Origin of the sequence: Bacillus sp. FSL K6-2944 (genome assembly GCF_038005385.1) — a bacterium.
In the GTDB taxonomy this organism is placed as follows: domain Bacteria; phylum Bacillota; class Bacilli; order Bacillales; family Bacillaceae_G; genus Bacillus_A; species Bacillus_A cereus.
Window position 1 is genome coordinate 1,036,655 of the sequence record NZ_JBBOTE010000001.1, and the last position, 15,634, is coordinate 1,052,288.

Below are 15,634 nucleotides of genomic sequence, written 5' to 3' on the forward strand. Positions count from 1 at the left end.
TATGTCCTCACTTTATCATGATTCTCGCTTGTATTACATTCTAGGAGCCAATAGTCTATCTGCTATTGGTTCCGGAATTGTTATGATAACGATTCCTTGGCTGTTAATTAAAGAGAGTGGAGGAGAGACAACATTTGGTTATGTTTCTATCATTGCAACCCTCATTATGTTTTTATTAACACCATTCATTGGGCAAAGTATTGATCGTTTTTCAAGAAAATCTTTATTGCTATGTAACGAAGGAATCGGAATAGCCGTAATCGGAATAATGGTTATATGGGGATTTGCTGGGCAACCTTATCATTCTATTCACTATATTCTTATTTATATAGCCGGATCATTCTACTATTTATTGTTTTATCCTACAATATTTGCGTTCAACCAAGAGATATTTCAAGCAGAACATTATAAAAGTTTAAGTGGAACGATGGAAATACAAGGACAGTTAACACAAGTTATTTCTGGAGCGGCTGCGAGCTTCTTAATTGAAATTGTATCTTTGAAGTGGATTTTGTTAGTAGACATGTTAACTTTTGCTGGAGCATTTTTTCTTTTCTTATGTATACCGTACGTAAAGAAAAAAGAAGTGAAAAGAAAAATAACATTTAAGAAGCAATTGTTTGAAGGAATTCACTTTATGAAAAAACGTCCTAAGCTCTTTTGGTTCTTACTGGCCACTTATATGCCGTTTATAGGTGTTATGATGGCAAATTATTTAATACCAGTTTATATTTCGGATATACTTAAAGCCAATGCCTCTGTATACGCAATAGAGGGCACGATGTACGGTGTCGGAGCGGTTGTTGCAGGAATCTGTATTCCACTCATAATGAAATATGTAAAAACAGAAGTTTCAATCGTTATGACGATGTTCATTTATGTAATTTCAATTACCGCAATGATTATTGAACCTTCCGTAATTTTCTTATATGGACTTGCAATTTTTCATGCAGTTGGAAATGCGGGTACAAGAGTGGCGAGAAATGTATTGATGATGGAGGAAATTCCAAACGAAGTAATGGGACGTGTAGACAGCTTATTTCGCCTAATTGGTACTGGAATACGAATTGTATTATTAATGCTGTTTACAGCGGGTGTATCTAAAGCCGGAGTAATGCTTCCGTTTTACGTATTAAGCTGCATATTGATCTTCTCATTAGGAATCGCTATTTATTATGTACTATCACAACGTAAAGTAGCGGCGAATGTTTCTAATAAATCAATCGTTTAAAAAACACTTCTGCCGCCCTTTCTTTTTCTGTATAATAAAAAGAAAGGGAGTGCAAACTTATTTATGAACAAATGGATCTTTCTTATCATTTTATTATTACCGCCACTATACATCATTTATATGACGTTTAGAATGAACAAAGTTGCTCGTGAAAAGTTGAGCTATCACTCTCCGTACGTTCTTATACTGGGTGCAAAGTTATTTGGAGATAGACCGTCTTTATCTCTTCAAAATCGTTTGGATGTAGCGGTGGAGTATTTATTTTCCCATCCTGAAGCGAAAGTAATTGTTTCAGGTGGTCAAGGAGAAGATGAAGATATACCGGAAGCTCACAGCATGAGAAACTATTTAATGGTACACGGTATAGATGAGAGTCGTATTTTAATAGAAGATCAATCTACAAATACGTATGAAAACTTAAAGTTTAGTATGGATTTATATAATGTGAAACATGCAGTAGTTGTAAGTAATACGTATCATTTATATCGAACGAAAATAATTGCAAAGCGTTTAGGCATGAAGATGGAGGCACTAGCTGCTGAAACACCAATTCGTTCTAAGAGAAAAATGTATGTTCGCGAATATGCTGCTATTATGAAAACAATATTGTTCGACCGTTAGAGCTCAAATGTGAGCTCTTTTTTAATTTAAAAGCGTATCATTTGAAATGAATGCCATATTCCATCAAAATAAAGGAAACAACATTAAAGGAGTTGTATTTGTGATTCAATTTAATCATGTGTCAAAATCGTATGAAGATGGCACGAAAGCAGTGGATTCATTGCATTTAGAAATTAAAAAGGGAGAATTTTTTGTTCTCATCGGTCCGAGTGGATGCGGGAAAACAACGATAATGAAGATGATTAATCGTTTAATCGAAACGACTGAAGGATCGATTTTAATCGATGGAAAAGATATTCAACAATATAATATAAACGAATTACGTTGGGATATAGGATACGTGTTGCAACAGATTGCTTTGTTTCCTCATATGACAATTGCTGAAAATATTGCAATTGTTCCTGAAATGAGGCAATGGAGCAAAAAAGAAATTAAAGCACGCGTCGATGAATTGTTACATATGGTTGGATTAGATCCGGATATTTATCGAAATCGTATGCCTGATGAATTGTCAGGAGGACAAAAACAACGTGTCGGTGTCGTGCGAGCATTAGCTGCAAACCCGAAAATCGTTCTTATGGATGAACCATTTAGTGCGTTAGATCCATTAAGTAGGGAACAGCTTCAGAAGGATATTGTACAGTTGCAAAAAAAGATTCAAAAAACAATCGTATTTGTAACACATGATATGCAAGAAGCATTATCACTTGGAGATCGCATTTGTATTATGAAAGAAGGAAAAGTTGTTCAACTAGATACACCAGAAGGAATTATACATAATCCGAAAAATGAATTTGTAGAGGAGTTTATTGGAAATCGCGGACGAACTTGGTATCAGGGGAAAAGTATAGCAGATGTATTGCCGCTTGATCAAAGTGTGCAATTAGAAGGGCAGGCGCTATCATTACATTCTTCTTTACAAGAAGCGTTAGTTCGTGTGCGTGATGAGGAGGTCGTTCCAGTTGAAAAAAACGGTCAATATATTGGAGCGTTAACAAGTCGTCATATTGTCAATTACATTGTTGAACAAATGAAGGAAAGAGGCTAAACAGTGACTAATTTTATACAAACGTTCCAAGAACGAAAAATAGAATTACTAACTGCATTAAGTGAGCATTTACAAATATCGCTTATTTCATTATTTTTTGCAGTAATTATAGCGGTGCCACTTGGCATCTTATTAACAAGAAAAGAACGAATGGCTGAATTTATAATAGGAACTTCTGCAGTAATGCAGACAGTGCCATCACTTGCATTACTCGGACTATTAATTCCATTAGTAGGAATCGGAAAACTTCCAGCGATTATCGCATTAGTTGTGTATGCACTATTACCTATTTTACGAAATACATATACAGGAATAAGGGAATTAGATGAATCTCTAATAGAAGCCGCGAAAGCTATGGGGATGAATAGTTGGAGAAGATTGTGGAAGGTAGAACTTCCTCTTGCATTGCCTATCATTATGGCCGGTATTCGTACAGCGATGGTATTAATTGTTGGAACGGCTACATTAGCAGCTCTCATTGGTGCTGGTGGGCTCGGTAAGCTTATACTATTAGGTATAGATCGAAATGATCATGCACTTATCATTTTAGGGGCCGTACCAGCCGCGTTACTCGCTTTATTCTTTGATATAGTACTTCGCATACTTGAACGACCGAAACGCTCTTCTAAGCGTGTTATATTGACGATATGTATTGTTTGTATAATGATTGCTTCTCCATTTCTTTGGAGTACAGAAAAGAAAGATATTGTTATTGCGGGCAAACTTGGATCAGAACCTGAAATTTTAATTCAAATGTATAAGCAGCTTATTGAACAAGATACAGATTTACACGTACAATTAAAACCAGGTCTTGGAAAAACAGCATTTGTATTTGAAGCGTTGAAATCAGGGGAAGTAGATATATACCCAGAATTTTCAGGAACAGCTTTATCTACTTTCGTGAAAGAAGAACCAAAGAGTACAAATCGTGATGAAGTATATGAGCAGGCTCGCATTGGAATGGAAAAGAAATATAATATGATTATGTTGAAGCCAATGGAGTATAACAATACATATGCACTAGCTATGCCGAAAAAAATAGCAGATCAAAAGAATATAAATACAATTTCTGATTTAGGGAATGTTGCACAGGAAGCCAAAGTAGGATTTACATTGGAATTTGCTGATCGTGAAGATGGTTATAAAGGAATGCAAAAATTATATAACTATAAGTTCTCGAATGTTAAAACGATGGAGCCGAAGCTGCGTTATAGCGCAATTGAATCTGGAGATGTTAACGTAATTGATGCATATTCAACAGATAGTGAATTGGAGCAATACGGACTGAAAGTGCTGAAAGATGATAAAGGGTTATTCCCACCTTATCAAGGAGCACCATTATTAAGAAAAGAAACGTTACAGAAATATCCTGAACTTGAAAAGGTATTAAATAAATTATCTGGAAAGATTACAGATGAAGAAATGCGAAAAATGAATTATGAAGTTAACGTAAATGGTAAAAGTAGTGAAGAAGTCGCAAAACAATTTTTACAAAAAGAGAAGTTACTTCGTTAAATTTACAAGAAATATACAAATTTATATGTTTGAAATGACCGTTCATTACAAAATGAGCGGTTTTTTTGTGCATACTTATACATTTTTTCAAAAAAGTATTCCATTTTTGCTCATTTTCTTTTAGAATAAGTAATGTTTTCCTGAAAAAATATAAGAGAAACGTCTATTAGAGAAAAAGGTGACTTTAATAGTTGAACGAACATAACACCTAGAATGACAGATGGGGTGGTACAAATAGAAAAGAAGTTAGGATTTTTTCCATTAATCGCATTAGTAGTTGGAACAATGGTTGGTGGCGGTGTTTTTAGTTTACCGCATGATTTAGCAGTAGGAGCAAACAGTGGTGCAATAATAATTGGCTGGTGTATTACAGCGATGGGAATGATTCCACTTGCGCTCGTATATCAAACGTTAGCAAGACAAAAACCGGAACTTGAAGGTGGAATTTATAGTTATGCACGTGCTGGTTTCGGTGAATATATTGGATTTAATAGTGCTTGGGGATATTGGCTAGCAGGAATCTTAGGTAATGTCGCAACAATTATGTTACTGTTTAGTACATTAGGTTATTTCTTTCCAATTTTCAAAGGAGGAAATAATGTTGCGTCTATCGTTGGGGCATCACTTTTATTATGGACACTTCATTTTTTAATTTTATTTGGAATCCGTGAAGCTTCTATTATGAATGTGATCGCAACAATAGGGAAGTTAGTTCCAATCGTTTTATTTATTGTTGTAATGGTAACAGCCTTTCGCTGGGACACATTTACACATGATTTTTGGGGAGAAGGAACGATCTCACTTTCCGCTATACTTGGTCAAGTGAAAAATACAATGCTTGTAACACTTTGGGTTTTCATTGGAGTTGAAGGAGCGGTTGTATTATCTGGAAGAGCGAAGAATAGTCGAGATGTTGGTAAGGCAACAGTATTGGGACTTATTTTAGTAATGTCCATTTATATTTTAATTTCTGTCCTGTCAATGGGAGCTATGACAAGAGGCGAACTTTCTGTGTTAGAAACTCCGTCCATGGGACATGTATTAGAGCACGTTGTTGGTCCATGGGGTGCAGTTGCGATTAACATCGGATTAGTTGCTTCACTTGTCGGTACATTAATTGGCTGGTTTTTACTTGTTTCTGAAATTTCTCATGTAGCAGGAAAAGATGGCGTATTTCCGAAAGTCTTTACGAAAACAAATAAGAAGCAAACACCGCACATGGCATTATGGATTTCAAATGGTGTTGCCCAAATTATATTTATCATCGTTTTGTTTTCGGAATCAACATATCAAATTATGTATTTCATTGCATCAACATCAATTTTATTACCATATTTATTATCAGCGTTATTCCAATTTAAATTAGTCATTACAAACGAACTAAAAGACGCTAAATTAAAAAACGGAGCGTTAGCTTTAATTGCTTCTATTTACTCTGTATGGCTTCTTTATGCAGCTGGTTTAAAGAATTTACTACTCGTTTCAATTGTGTATGGAATTGGAATTATTGTTTACACGTTTGCAAGAAAAGAACAAGGGAACCGTTGCTTTGTAGGTGCAGAGAAGTATGTGATGTGGGCAATTATTGTTGCGGCTATCACATCAATATATATGTTATTAACTGGAAATATAAAAATGTAAAAAGTCCTTTTCATTTAAAGGGCTTTTTTCTTTGTTTAGAGAATATTTACTACATAAGATATTCAGGAGGGATGAGAATGGAAGAAAAAGAACAGTTGTCTAGAATAATTGATTTAGCTAGTGAGTTAAGGAAAGTATTAGTGCAAGAATCTTTTTTTAATCATCATCCTGAACTAAGAGGAGTCATTGAAAATTTAGCAAGTTCTGTTGAAAATTTGGCGGAATTACAAATAAGTAAAGATGAAAACGCTGAAGATCGATTACGTTACGTACTTGCGAAAATGAAAATTGCTCATAATGCAATTTTACAAGAGAAAAAAGCATTTCCTTCTCATTAATATAAGTTTTTATTTTGAACCTGGCGGATAACGTCAGGTTTTTTATTTCTAGTTTTTCGTTTCTTTCATACACTAAGAATAGTATGAAAAAAGAAGGTGACTAAGGTGAAATTACATAAAGCTCTTCAGCCAAGTTTTATAAAACGAATGTACTATATGAGATTTTTAGGGAAATTTACAAAAGCTGAGAAAGAGAAGAGTGGAGAGAATTTTTTTGTACAATGCTTATCGCCAATACCATTCACTTTACAGGAACAATTTATAAATGAACCATATGTATTTGAAGGGTTATGTAGCAATAAAAAGAATGAAAAAATTTTTTCGGAATTAAAGAAGAGGAAATTAGAAAAGCAATTAGTAATGTTTCGTCTTTATTATGAAAGAGGAAATGTATACGTGGAGTTAATATGTACAGAAGAACCGAAAGAAATAGCAAGCAGCTATAAAATGATTCCGGCACCTAAAGTTACAAATCATAAAAAAAGAGAATCTTTAGAGCGAAAACTTAGCAACGGTTATTTATCATTTCTTATGCCAAAATTTCCGAAAGACTTTGAGCCTCCCGAATTATTGTGGCACGATGGAAGACTGTACGGAAACATATCCCTAAAGTCATCAATTAGCTCAATCGCCTATTTTGAACAGAAACGTGAATGTAAATATATAAACTGCAGTGACTGGACGAAGTATGTAGAAATAGCGGTAGAAGATCAATTATATTTTGTAAGTGATTATGTATATGAGCAATTAAAAAAACGAATGCATGAAGAAGGTAAGCTAGTTGAAGTAGAGGATATAAAAATACAAAAAGATGAATGGGAATGGGATGAGCGTGAATCGTCCTTTTTACAGTATGTACAAAGTATGGTGCATAATAAAGGGTTATATTTGGATGAAACGGATATTTATAATTTCCATATAAGTGTAAAAACAAATATGTTAACGATTCTTGGTGGTATACCGGGCGTTGGGAAATCACGTTTTGTGCAAACTTATGCAGAAGCATTAGGGTTACAGTATGGGGAAGAGTTGGTTTGGATTCCAATTTCGCCATCGTATCAAGAACCACATGATTTACTTGGTTACCTTCATCCAAATGGTACTTTTATTGAATCTGAAGCGAAGTTAGTTAGGACGTTAATGAAGGCGAAAGAAAATCCAAATCAACTGTATATAATCGTTTTTGATGAAATGAACATGTCTCATATTGAGCATTGGTTTACTCCGTTTCTATCTGTTCTTGAACTTGAAACAAAAAATCGTATTTTAAACTTGTATGAGGGTGTACAGGACATAGAGAATTCAATTCCATCAACAATTGAAATTGGAGAAAATATTATATTTGTAGGTACTGTAAATTTTGATGAAACAACGAAAGAGCTCTCTGATCGATTATTAGACCGAACGAACCTAATAACGTTACAGAAAATTCCGTTTTGTGAGATGGGCATGGAACAGGGGAAAGTCGTATTACATCCACCTTTGAAAGTAACGGCGGGAGAATTTCGGATAAATTGGATGAGAAATAAAGCGATGATTGAAGTGTTTTCTGAAGAAGAATTAGAGCTATTAGATAAGTTGCATGTCGTATTGTCATCACATGACGCGTCTAAGGGGATTTCTTTCCGATGTGCAAATGCAATTGCGACTTATTTGCAAAACATACCGTTTCAAAATAACCATACCTATATGATTAGTAGAGAAGAGGGGTTTGATTTACAAATAAAGCAGCGTGTATTGACGAAAATCAGAGGGACCGAAATGATGGTTGGGCCTTTACTTTCTGAAGAAGCAAAAAGGGGGGCGACCTTAGTACCTCTTTTGCAATCTACACTTGCAAACAGAGTATCTACATTTGAACACTCTTTAGCATATATACGAGAAAAACGTAGAGAACTGGAGTTGTATGGATATGCAAAATGAAGGGCGTTATGAAACAAAAATCGTTGATACGAATGAAACGCTCCCTTTTGTATTAAAGTTAATCATTGGAAATGAGGGGAAAGGAGATTATATTTTATTAAATCGTCTTTGTACATCTACTACAGCATTAGTTCAATGTATTTATAAAGTACAAGAATTAAAACCAATAAGATTGCAGTACAATTATGAAATCCCAATGAATATTACTTTTATATGGAATAAAGTATATGAGGGACAGAAAAATATAAAAGAGGCTCAATATGAAATAAATGAAAAAAAACAAAGAGTATTAATATATGAACACGGGAAAACAGAATTCTTTTATCCATGGCGCTGTGGTCTATACCATTTTGAAGTGCGTATAGAAGATACAACGTATTATGGCGCATTTCAAATCGTACCGAAAAACTTTTTTGATGATCAATTTGAAATGATTCAAGACTATGTGAAGTCAATTTTAAATGAGTTGATTTTGGATAGAGGTTACTATAAAAAAACCTTCTCTGCACTTAGCGATATTGAGGATTCTTCTTATTTAGTGTTACTTAGAAAGTTACCGCAAAAAATGAAAATGATAAAGCAAATCTTTAAGAAAATAGAATCAAGCTCAAAATTTATAAATGAATATAAATGGGAAGGAAAAGAGCGAAAGCCAACAAGAAAAGGAACTATAGTGGCAGAACGAAAACCTTATGCCAAACATTATAATCGTAAGTTTATGGAACAAAAAAATAGTAAGGAAAATGCATTTCTTAAATATAAAGCGATGCAATTTTATCATTATTTAATTGAAGCTAAAAGTTTTTTACGTCAAACAATTGAAATATTAGAAAGAGAAAAAAAGAAAAAATCAGAAGAGTTTCAAGCTGTAAAAACGATTATACAAACAATTGAGCGTAATGGATCAGTAACCGATAGAGAGAAGCAAAAATATAAAAATATACATTTACTAAAAGAAGCCGATTTACGAAAGAGCTCAATGAAAATACAAGAATATAAAATATTGGCGCATATTGTGCATGAAAATGTACAATACTTTCAAATGTTAATGCACTCTTCATTTTGGAGGGAAGTTACTGAAACAAGTAACATGAACTTACATGATTTATCGATACCACATCAACAATTACTACATCATTTAGAAGTACTCCCGCAATATACGGATCAATCTCCATCATTATTATTTGTTTATAAGCCAACGTTTTTAGTGTATGAATATTACGCTTTTTTTATCGTTATTTCACTTTTAGAGCAAATTGGTTTTGAGGCTAGAAACTCCATCCGTGAACAAATACAAGAACATTTTTATGTAGATGGATTACAAGATGGAACGACAGTAGTTTTAGAACGAGATGATATAAAGGTGCATGTCGCATTTAATGACTTAATTGAAACACATCCTCTTATTGCATTAAGTAAAGGTAGTAATTTTTACAATGGTGAGGATACGAAGAAGCCAGATATTCGCTTAGACTGTTATGTAAAAGAAGATGGGAAATACGTATATAAATCTTCTATTATTATTGAAGTGAAGTATAGTCCAATGTACAATATTTTTCAGCACGTCGGAAATACGAAAGCAACTGAGCAAATGTATAAGTACTGGTCTATAAAGTATGTAGAAGAACAGGATGGAAAGCGAGTCTATTATCGAAGGTCAATTTATGAAGTCATTTGTGTATATCCAGGAAGCCATATGCATAGTAAAAAAATTGAATCTGGATGCGGTGTTTTCTTGCAGTTATATCCATATAAGACGAAACAAGGGGAAGAGAAATTAGCTGGAAAACATGGGATGGTACAAATTTTTGAAAAATGGCTAAAAAGCATTAAGAAGTAAAAGAAATCCTTTTTCATAAAGGATTTCTTTAGATTAAGAAGAATTATATGCTGTATGGAAAGAAACGTAGTGTAATTTAGATTTGAAAAGTGCTACAAATGTGTTATTAAAAGGAATGTGAGCGCGGGATAAAAGTCGATTAAATTGGAATCTAATTCATTTTGCAGAATATAATAAGTCATAAATATTTTTAGTTGCATACGAAGATTTGTTCTTATATGATAGATAGTGAAAGCGTTATCAAAAAACAGAGCGGCGATGGGAAAGGCGGTTAAATATGTTCCAGCGTGTTCAAACAAAGGAAGAACATTTTGGGTTCGAGCAACTATGGGGAGATTTTTGTGAAGAAAGAAACTTAATGTTCGTAGAACGTAATTTAAATCCATCACGATTTTTATTAATAGAAGATGAACATCCTATTGGTACAGTAGAATGTATTAAGTATACGGTACCTGAACAATCGAATTCTGAGTTTTTCTATCCGTTTTCTAAAAATGATTTAGTAAAAGATTTGAAGAATGTATATGAAATAGGCAAGTTAAGTATTTCGAAAACGTCTCGTGGAAGAGGACATTTCAAAAGGCTAACAGCTATTTTATTTATACATGCGTTAGAAACAAAAGCTGAATGGTACATTGCAGCAGTAACAAAAAGAATGTATATGTATTTACTTACACTTGGTTTTCCAATTGAACCAATAGATAATCCTTTTCAGTTTCATGATACTTTACAAGGTGTACCAGTAAGAATTCATGCTCGAAAAGGGGTTACGCATTTGTATTCTTTAAAAGAATTTCGTGATGTGATTCAAGGGAATGCTCATGCACAGGCATTAATTACAGAATACAGTAAAAATATTATGTTAACGAAATAAAGCGAAGTGAATATGTATAATAAAGAGAATAATATTTGTATAGGATATAACCGTTCATTAAAAAAGACCCTTATTATTTTAATAAGGGTCTAAAAATTATAATCCAAATATACTAAAAATCATTTTGCGGCGCTTCGGTTTCTTTTCTCGTTCATATGTTGGTTTTGAATCCGGAGTAATATAAATGGGTTCTTCTTTCGTTAGGGCAGCTTCTAACTTTTGAATTCGCTCTAACATTTCCTCCATTTCACGACGGTGTTGTAAAAGTTGGTACGTGACGACATCATTTGCCTTATCTTGCATTTGTTCTTCCATTCGATCAAGTCTTCTCGTAATAGTGTTTAATTGATTAGCTAATTGCTCAAAATCATTCGATGATATGTTTTGAACAATTGTATTAACTTGAGTTTTTAATTCCTCAACTTCATTTGAGGAAGCCTTTTGAGTAGATTGAGAATTTTGAGATTGCTCTATTTGAAATCGATGGTGTTCTAACATTTGATCGACATCCTCTTGTGTGAAAATAAAGTGGCCATATTTGTTTTTCTCTATCGTAAGATTTAATTGTTGCGCGATCCGGACAACAGCCTTTGGGCTAACACCTAATTTCTTTGCGATAAATGGTGTTTTATATTCCAAAATAATCCCTCCTATATATATCCTGTTGAATGATTTCGAGCTATGAAGTAAGTTCCCTTCTAGTGCGACAAAAGAAGTGTGGAATCGGCAAAGAAAGTGTTTTTTCACGAAATTGAGTTGAGGAGAATAGTTCTTTTAAATAAAAATGTCTTATCGCAACATTTAGAATAATTTGACGAGTGTAAATGAATTAGATTATCATAATGATAAATATCTTTTTTATGTATGCATATAATATATAAAAAGGTGGTTGCTAATGTAGAATTTTGTTAGAGTATTAGAATGCTTACTTCACTTGAATAAAATTAAGTAGGAGGTGGCTTCCTTGCTTACAAAGTAAGTAAGGAAAAGTATTTGGACATATATAGTATAAGTATAGTGATTGTTTTAATTGCCTTAACGGCATTTTTCGTTGCAGCAGAATTTGCAATTGTTAAAGTGAGAAGTTCACGAATTGACTATTTAATTGCAGAAGGAAATAATCGTGCAACATCGGTCAAAACAGTCATTACAAACTTAGACGAATATTTATCTGCTTGTCAGTTAGGAATTACTGTTACAGCTTTAGGAATTGGGTGGTTTGGTAAACCTGCGTTAAAGCAAATGTTTGATACGCTTTTTGCAAATTGGAATATCTCTACTCAACTAGCAGACATTTTTGCTGTAACTTTAGTATTTTTGTTAATTACTTTTTTACATGTTGTAATAGGGGAATTGGCCCCAAAAACATTTGCAATTCAAAAATCTGAACAAGTGAGTTTGCTTGTTTCTAAGCCGTTAATTTTCTTTTATCGTATTGCATTCCCATTCATTTGGCTATTAAATGGTTCAGCTCGAATCATTACGAAGCTGCTAGGGCTGAAACCGCCGAAGGGGCATGATGAGGTTCATTCAGAAGAAGAATTACGGTTGTTAGTTTCAGAAAGTTATAAAAATGGTGAGATTAATCAATCTGAATATAAATATGTAAATAAAATTTTTGAATTTGATGATCGGATTGCAAAAGAAATAATGGTACCTCGAACTGAAATGAATATTATAAGTAAAGAAATGCCTGCTGAAGAAGCTTTGCAAAAAATGTCTCGCGAAAAATATACAAGGTATCCAGTTGTTGATGGCGACAAAGACCACGTAATAGGTTTTGTGAATTTTAAAGATATTTTTACTGAGTTTGTACAACATAAAGCTGTTAATAAGAAGACAGTAGAGCAATATATGAGACCAATTATTTTAGTTATCGATTCTATTCCAATTCATGATTTGTTTTTAAAAATGCAAAAAGAAAGAACACATATTGCTATATTGATAGATGAATATGGTGGGACATCTGGACTTGTTACTGTTGAAGATATTTTGGAAGAAATTGTTGGAGATATTCAGGATGAGTTTGATACGGATGAGCAGCCAGAAATTCAACAAGTTAGTGAAACGAAGACGATACTAGAGGGAAAAGTACTTGTTAGTGAAGTGAATACGTTATTTGGTTTAGGGATTGATGATGATGGTGTTGATACAATCGGTGGTTGGATTTTAACGAAGAATATAGAGATTGCTGAAGAGGATTCCATTGAAATTGAAAATTATAAGTTTTGTGTGAAAGAATTAGATGGACATTATATAAAAAGATTAGAAGTTACAAAGATAGTAGAATCGATTGTTATTTTAGAAGATGAAAAACAAATTTCGTTACAAGAGCAAATTAGCTCGTAAACTCTGCTATATAGCAGAGTTTTTTTGAGCATAATGTTTTTTGAGGGATAAGGGCTATGATACAATGACATAAGTCAAACCTTTCACTAGGTGAAGTATTGTTGTATACATATATTTGGAAGGAGAAGAAGTATGAAAAAGCATTTATATATAAATGGAGATTGGAAATCTGTAAACACGTATAAACCATTATACGCACCATATTCTGAAGAAACATTAGCGGAAATTGCACAAGGCACGGAAGAAGATGTAAAAGAGGCTGTTACCGCTGCAAAAAATGCAATGACAAAAATGAATACATTATCTGCATATGATCGTGCGACTATTTTAGAGAAAGTTGCACAAAAAATGGATGAAAGAAGAGAAGAATTTGCAGAGATTATTGCAAAAGAAGCTGCAAAACCAATACGTGCTGCAAGGGGAGAAGTAGATCGTACTGTTCAAACATACAAATTTGCAGCTGAAGAAGCGAAGCGTATATATGGTGAGACATTGCCATTAGACGCCGCACCTGGTGCAGATGGGCGTATTGCATATACAATCCGAAAGCCGATTGGGGTTATAGGGGCTATTACACCATTTAATTTCCCATTAAATTTAGTAGCGCATAAAGTTGGACCAGCAATCGCTGCCGGAAATACAGTTGTATTAAAGCCAGCTGATCAAACGCCATTATCATCTTATGCATTAGTTGAGTTATTTGAAGAGGCAGGATTGCCAAATGGAGCTTTAAATATCATTTCTGGCCCTGGCCCCACGGTTGGTGAGGCAATCGTCAAAAATGATTACGTTGCTTCTATTACTTTTACCGGAAGTCCAAAAGTTGGAATCGGAATAAAACAAAAGGCTGGGCTAAAACGAGTTACGTTAGAACTAGGCTCAAATGCTGCTGTTATTATTGATGAAGATGTAGAGTTAACAGATGAAATAATTGAACGTGTAAAATGGGGAGCATTTGTTAATAATGGGCAAGTTTGTATTTCAGTACAACGTGTTTTTGTACATGAAACGAAAATACATGAATTTCTCTCAAAGCTAAAGAAAGCGATGGAATCAGTTGTTGTTGGTGATCCATTGCTTGAGGAAACGGATGTATCAGCTTTAATTTCAAAAAAAGATGTAGAGCGAATTGATATGTGGGTTCAAGAAGCAATTAAGGAAGGAGCAACTGTTTTATGTGGTGGTAAGAAGCAGGATGCAAGAATTTTTGAACCGACTGTATTAACAAATGTTCCAGATCATGTATCTGTGCAGTGCCAAGAAGTATTCGGTCCACTCATGACAGTAAATACATTTAAAGAATTTGATGAAGCGATTGAGCAAGTAAATAATTCGCGTTACGGCTTACAGGCAGGAGTATTTACAAATAATTTATTTAAAGCAATGCGTGCAATTGATGAGCTAGAGGTTGGTGGTGTCATGATTAATGATATTCCAACGTTCAGAGTAGATCATATGCCTTATGGTGGTGTGAAAGAAAGTGGCACGGGACGCGAAGGAATTAAATATGCAATAGAAGAAATGACAGAAATGAAATTAGTATGTATTAAAAAATAAAGTGGAAAAACTTAAAACTTGCACTAAAAAACGAGTAGGAAATGTTTACGATTCCATACTCGTTTTTTACGCTTCTAGTAACTATTTAATTAAGTGTAACTTTTACTTCATTTCTTGTTTGAAAATAGTATCTTCTACATAAATTCGTTCTTTATCTATAGCAGTAGCATGAGTTAATACTAAACCGATTGGTGTTTTTGTATCTTTATTTTGAACAATTGTAAAAGGAACATTTTTTTCGTTTGCTAATTTAATGTATTTTGATAAATGTGGGTAAGCAATGCCACCATTTAGGAGGAGTTGTAATGATTGAGAAGAGCGCATGCTACCCGCCACTTCAGAGTATACATTACTTTGCATTACTTGACCGATTGTTAAAGCGATTTCCACACGCTCACGTAATGTAGTTAAATACATATTACGTTCTTCTGGTTTGTTTTGCTTTTGGCCGTAAATGCCTTCTTGGAGATAATCTTCCACATTTTTATTTACCATATTTTTCACACCTTTCATTTTCTATTGTACGCAAGAATTAAAAATGATGCAAAAAAAAGTCGTTTTGACTACGGAAATAATGAAAATATGTGAAGGAAAAAGGGGATTTGTATACAATTAGTTAAATAAGAAAGAAAAAATAATTTTATCAACAGAAATTAACAAAATGTGACAAAAATCTATTAACGAATCGTATTTTTTG

At 33.7% G+C, this 15,634-nt stretch carries 13 protein-coding genes; 11 read left to right on the top strand and 2 right to left on the bottom strand.

From position 1 onward, the window contains the following. Window position 1: 1 nt before the first annotated feature. From MHH55_RS05410 to MHH55_RS05450, 9 genes are all read left to right on the top strand, one after another. Window positions 2–1,231 (top strand): MFS transporter, encoded by a 1,230-nt coding sequence (locus MHH55_RS05410; protein WP_000097165.1) that lies wholly within the window; start codon window positions 2–4, stop codon window positions 1,229–1,231. 63 nt (window positions 1,232–1,294) lie between these two features. Then, window positions 1,295–1,852 carry a YdcF family protein gene (locus MHH55_RS05415; protein WP_001045715.1) on the top strand — a complete coding sequence of 186 codons (558 nt, stop codon included), beginning with the start codon at window positions 1,295–1,297 and terminating at the stop codon, window positions 1,850–1,852. Between the two features lie 100 nt (window positions 1,853–1,952). Beyond that, the gene (locus MHH55_RS05420; protein ID WP_078186543.1) at window positions 1,953–2,900 is read left to right on the top strand and encodes an ABC transporter ATP-binding protein; all 948 of its coding nucleotides are present in this window, start codon (window positions 1,953–1,955) and stop codon (window positions 2,898–2,900) included. Between the two features lie 3 nt (window positions 2,901–2,903). Continuing rightward, window positions 2,904–4,415: an ABC transporter permease/substrate-binding protein gene (locus tag MHH55_RS05425; RefSeq protein WP_000181014.1), complete on the top strand. Its 1,512-nt coding sequence runs from the start codon at window positions 2,904–2,906 to the stop codon at window positions 4,413–4,415. A 213-nt stretch (window positions 4,416–4,628) separates the two neighbouring features. Continuing rightward, a complete protein-coding gene (locus MHH55_RS05430; protein ID WP_000129444.1) occupies window positions 4,629–6,056 on the top strand; it encodes a basic amino acid/polyamine antiporter in 1,428 nt (475 codons plus the stop codon). Window positions 6,057–6,133: 77 nt separating this feature from the next. Continuing rightward, window positions 6,134–6,394, top strand: a complete 261-nt coding sequence (locus tag MHH55_RS05435; RefSeq protein ID WP_000391445.1) for a hypothetical protein — start codon at window positions 6,134–6,136, stop codon at window positions 6,392–6,394. A 105-nt stretch (window positions 6,395–6,499) separates the two neighbouring features. Then, a complete protein-coding gene (locus MHH55_RS05440) occupies window positions 6,500–8,317 on the top strand; it encodes an AAA family ATPase (RefSeq protein ID WP_000766194.1) in 1,818 nt (605 codons plus the stop codon). Next, entirely contained in the window at window positions 8,307–10,157 is a 1,851-nt protein-coding gene (locus MHH55_RS05445) for a hypothetical protein (protein WP_001178731.1), read from the top strand. The genes MHH55_RS05440 and MHH55_RS05445 overlap by 11 nt, the downstream gene beginning before the upstream one ends. 277 nt (window positions 10,158–10,434) lie before the next feature. Further along, a complete protein-coding gene (locus tag MHH55_RS05450; protein WP_000487796.1) occupies window positions 10,435–11,031 on the top strand; it encodes a hypothetical protein in 597 nt (198 codons plus the stop codon). Window positions 11,032–11,127: 96 nt separating this feature from the next. On the opposite strand, the gene racA is transcribed toward MHH55_RS05450, so the two are convergent. Further along, window positions 11,128–11,670 (bottom strand): chromosome-anchoring protein RacA, encoded by a 543-nt coding sequence (gene racA / locus MHH55_RS05455; RefSeq protein ID WP_000456023.1) that lies wholly within the window; start codon window positions 11,668–11,670, stop codon window positions 11,128–11,130. Window positions 11,671–12,024: 354 nt separating this feature from the next. Between racA and MHH55_RS05460 the strand changes: the two genes are divergently transcribed. Together MHH55_RS05460 and MHH55_RS05465 are read left to right on the top strand one after the other, a co-directional pair. Next, a complete protein-coding gene (locus MHH55_RS05460; protein WP_002164551.1) occupies window positions 12,025–13,380 on the top strand; it encodes a hemolysin family protein in 1,356 nt (451 codons plus the stop codon). Between the two features lie 132 nt (window positions 13,381–13,512). After that, a complete protein-coding gene (locus MHH55_RS05465) occupies window positions 13,513–14,937 on the top strand; it encodes an aldehyde dehydrogenase family protein (RefSeq protein WP_000716455.1) in 1,425 nt (474 codons plus the stop codon). A 102-nt stretch (window positions 14,938–15,039) separates the two neighbouring features. Here MHH55_RS05465 and MHH55_RS05470 read toward each other — a convergent pair whose 3' ends face one another. Next, on the bottom strand, window positions 15,040–15,432 hold the full coding sequence (locus MHH55_RS05470; RefSeq protein ID WP_000247559.1) for a YueI family protein: 393 nt from the start codon (window positions 15,430–15,432) through the stop codon (window positions 15,040–15,042). Window positions 15,433–15,634 lie beyond the last annotated feature (202 nt).

What these genes read in the sequence shown, in the direction of transcription:
- MHH55_RS05470 (WP_000247559.1), bottom strand. Translation starts at nt 15,432, where the DNA reads ATGGTAAATAAAAATGTGGAAGATTATCTCCAAGAAGGCATTTACGGC.
- MHH55_RS05465 (WP_000716455.1), top strand. Translation starts at nt 13,513, where the DNA reads ATGAAAAAGCATTTATATATAAATGGAGATTGGAAATCTGTAAACACG.
- MHH55_RS05435 (WP_000391445.1), top strand. Translation starts at nt 6,134, where the DNA reads ATGGAAGAAAAAGAACAGTTGTCTAGAATAATTGATTTAGCTAGTGAG.
- MHH55_RS05430 (WP_000129444.1), top strand. Translation starts at nt 4,629, where the DNA reads ATGACAGATGGGGTGGTACAAATAGAAAAGAAGTTAGGATTTTTTCCA.
- MHH55_RS05410 (WP_000097165.1), top strand. Translation starts at nt 2, where the DNA reads ATGTCCTCACTTTATCATGATTCTCGCTTGTATTACATTCTAGGAGCC.
- MHH55_RS05450 (WP_000487796.1), top strand. Translation starts at nt 10,435, where the DNA reads ATGTTCCAGCGTGTTCAAACAAAGGAAGAACATTTTGGGTTCGAGCAA.
- MHH55_RS05445 (WP_001178731.1), top strand. Translation starts at nt 8,307, where the DNA reads ATGCAAAATGAAGGGCGTTATGAAACAAAAATCGTTGATACGAATGAA.
- MHH55_RS05415 (WP_001045715.1), top strand. Translation starts at nt 1,295, where the DNA reads ATGAACAAATGGATCTTTCTTATCATTTTATTATTACCGCCACTATAC.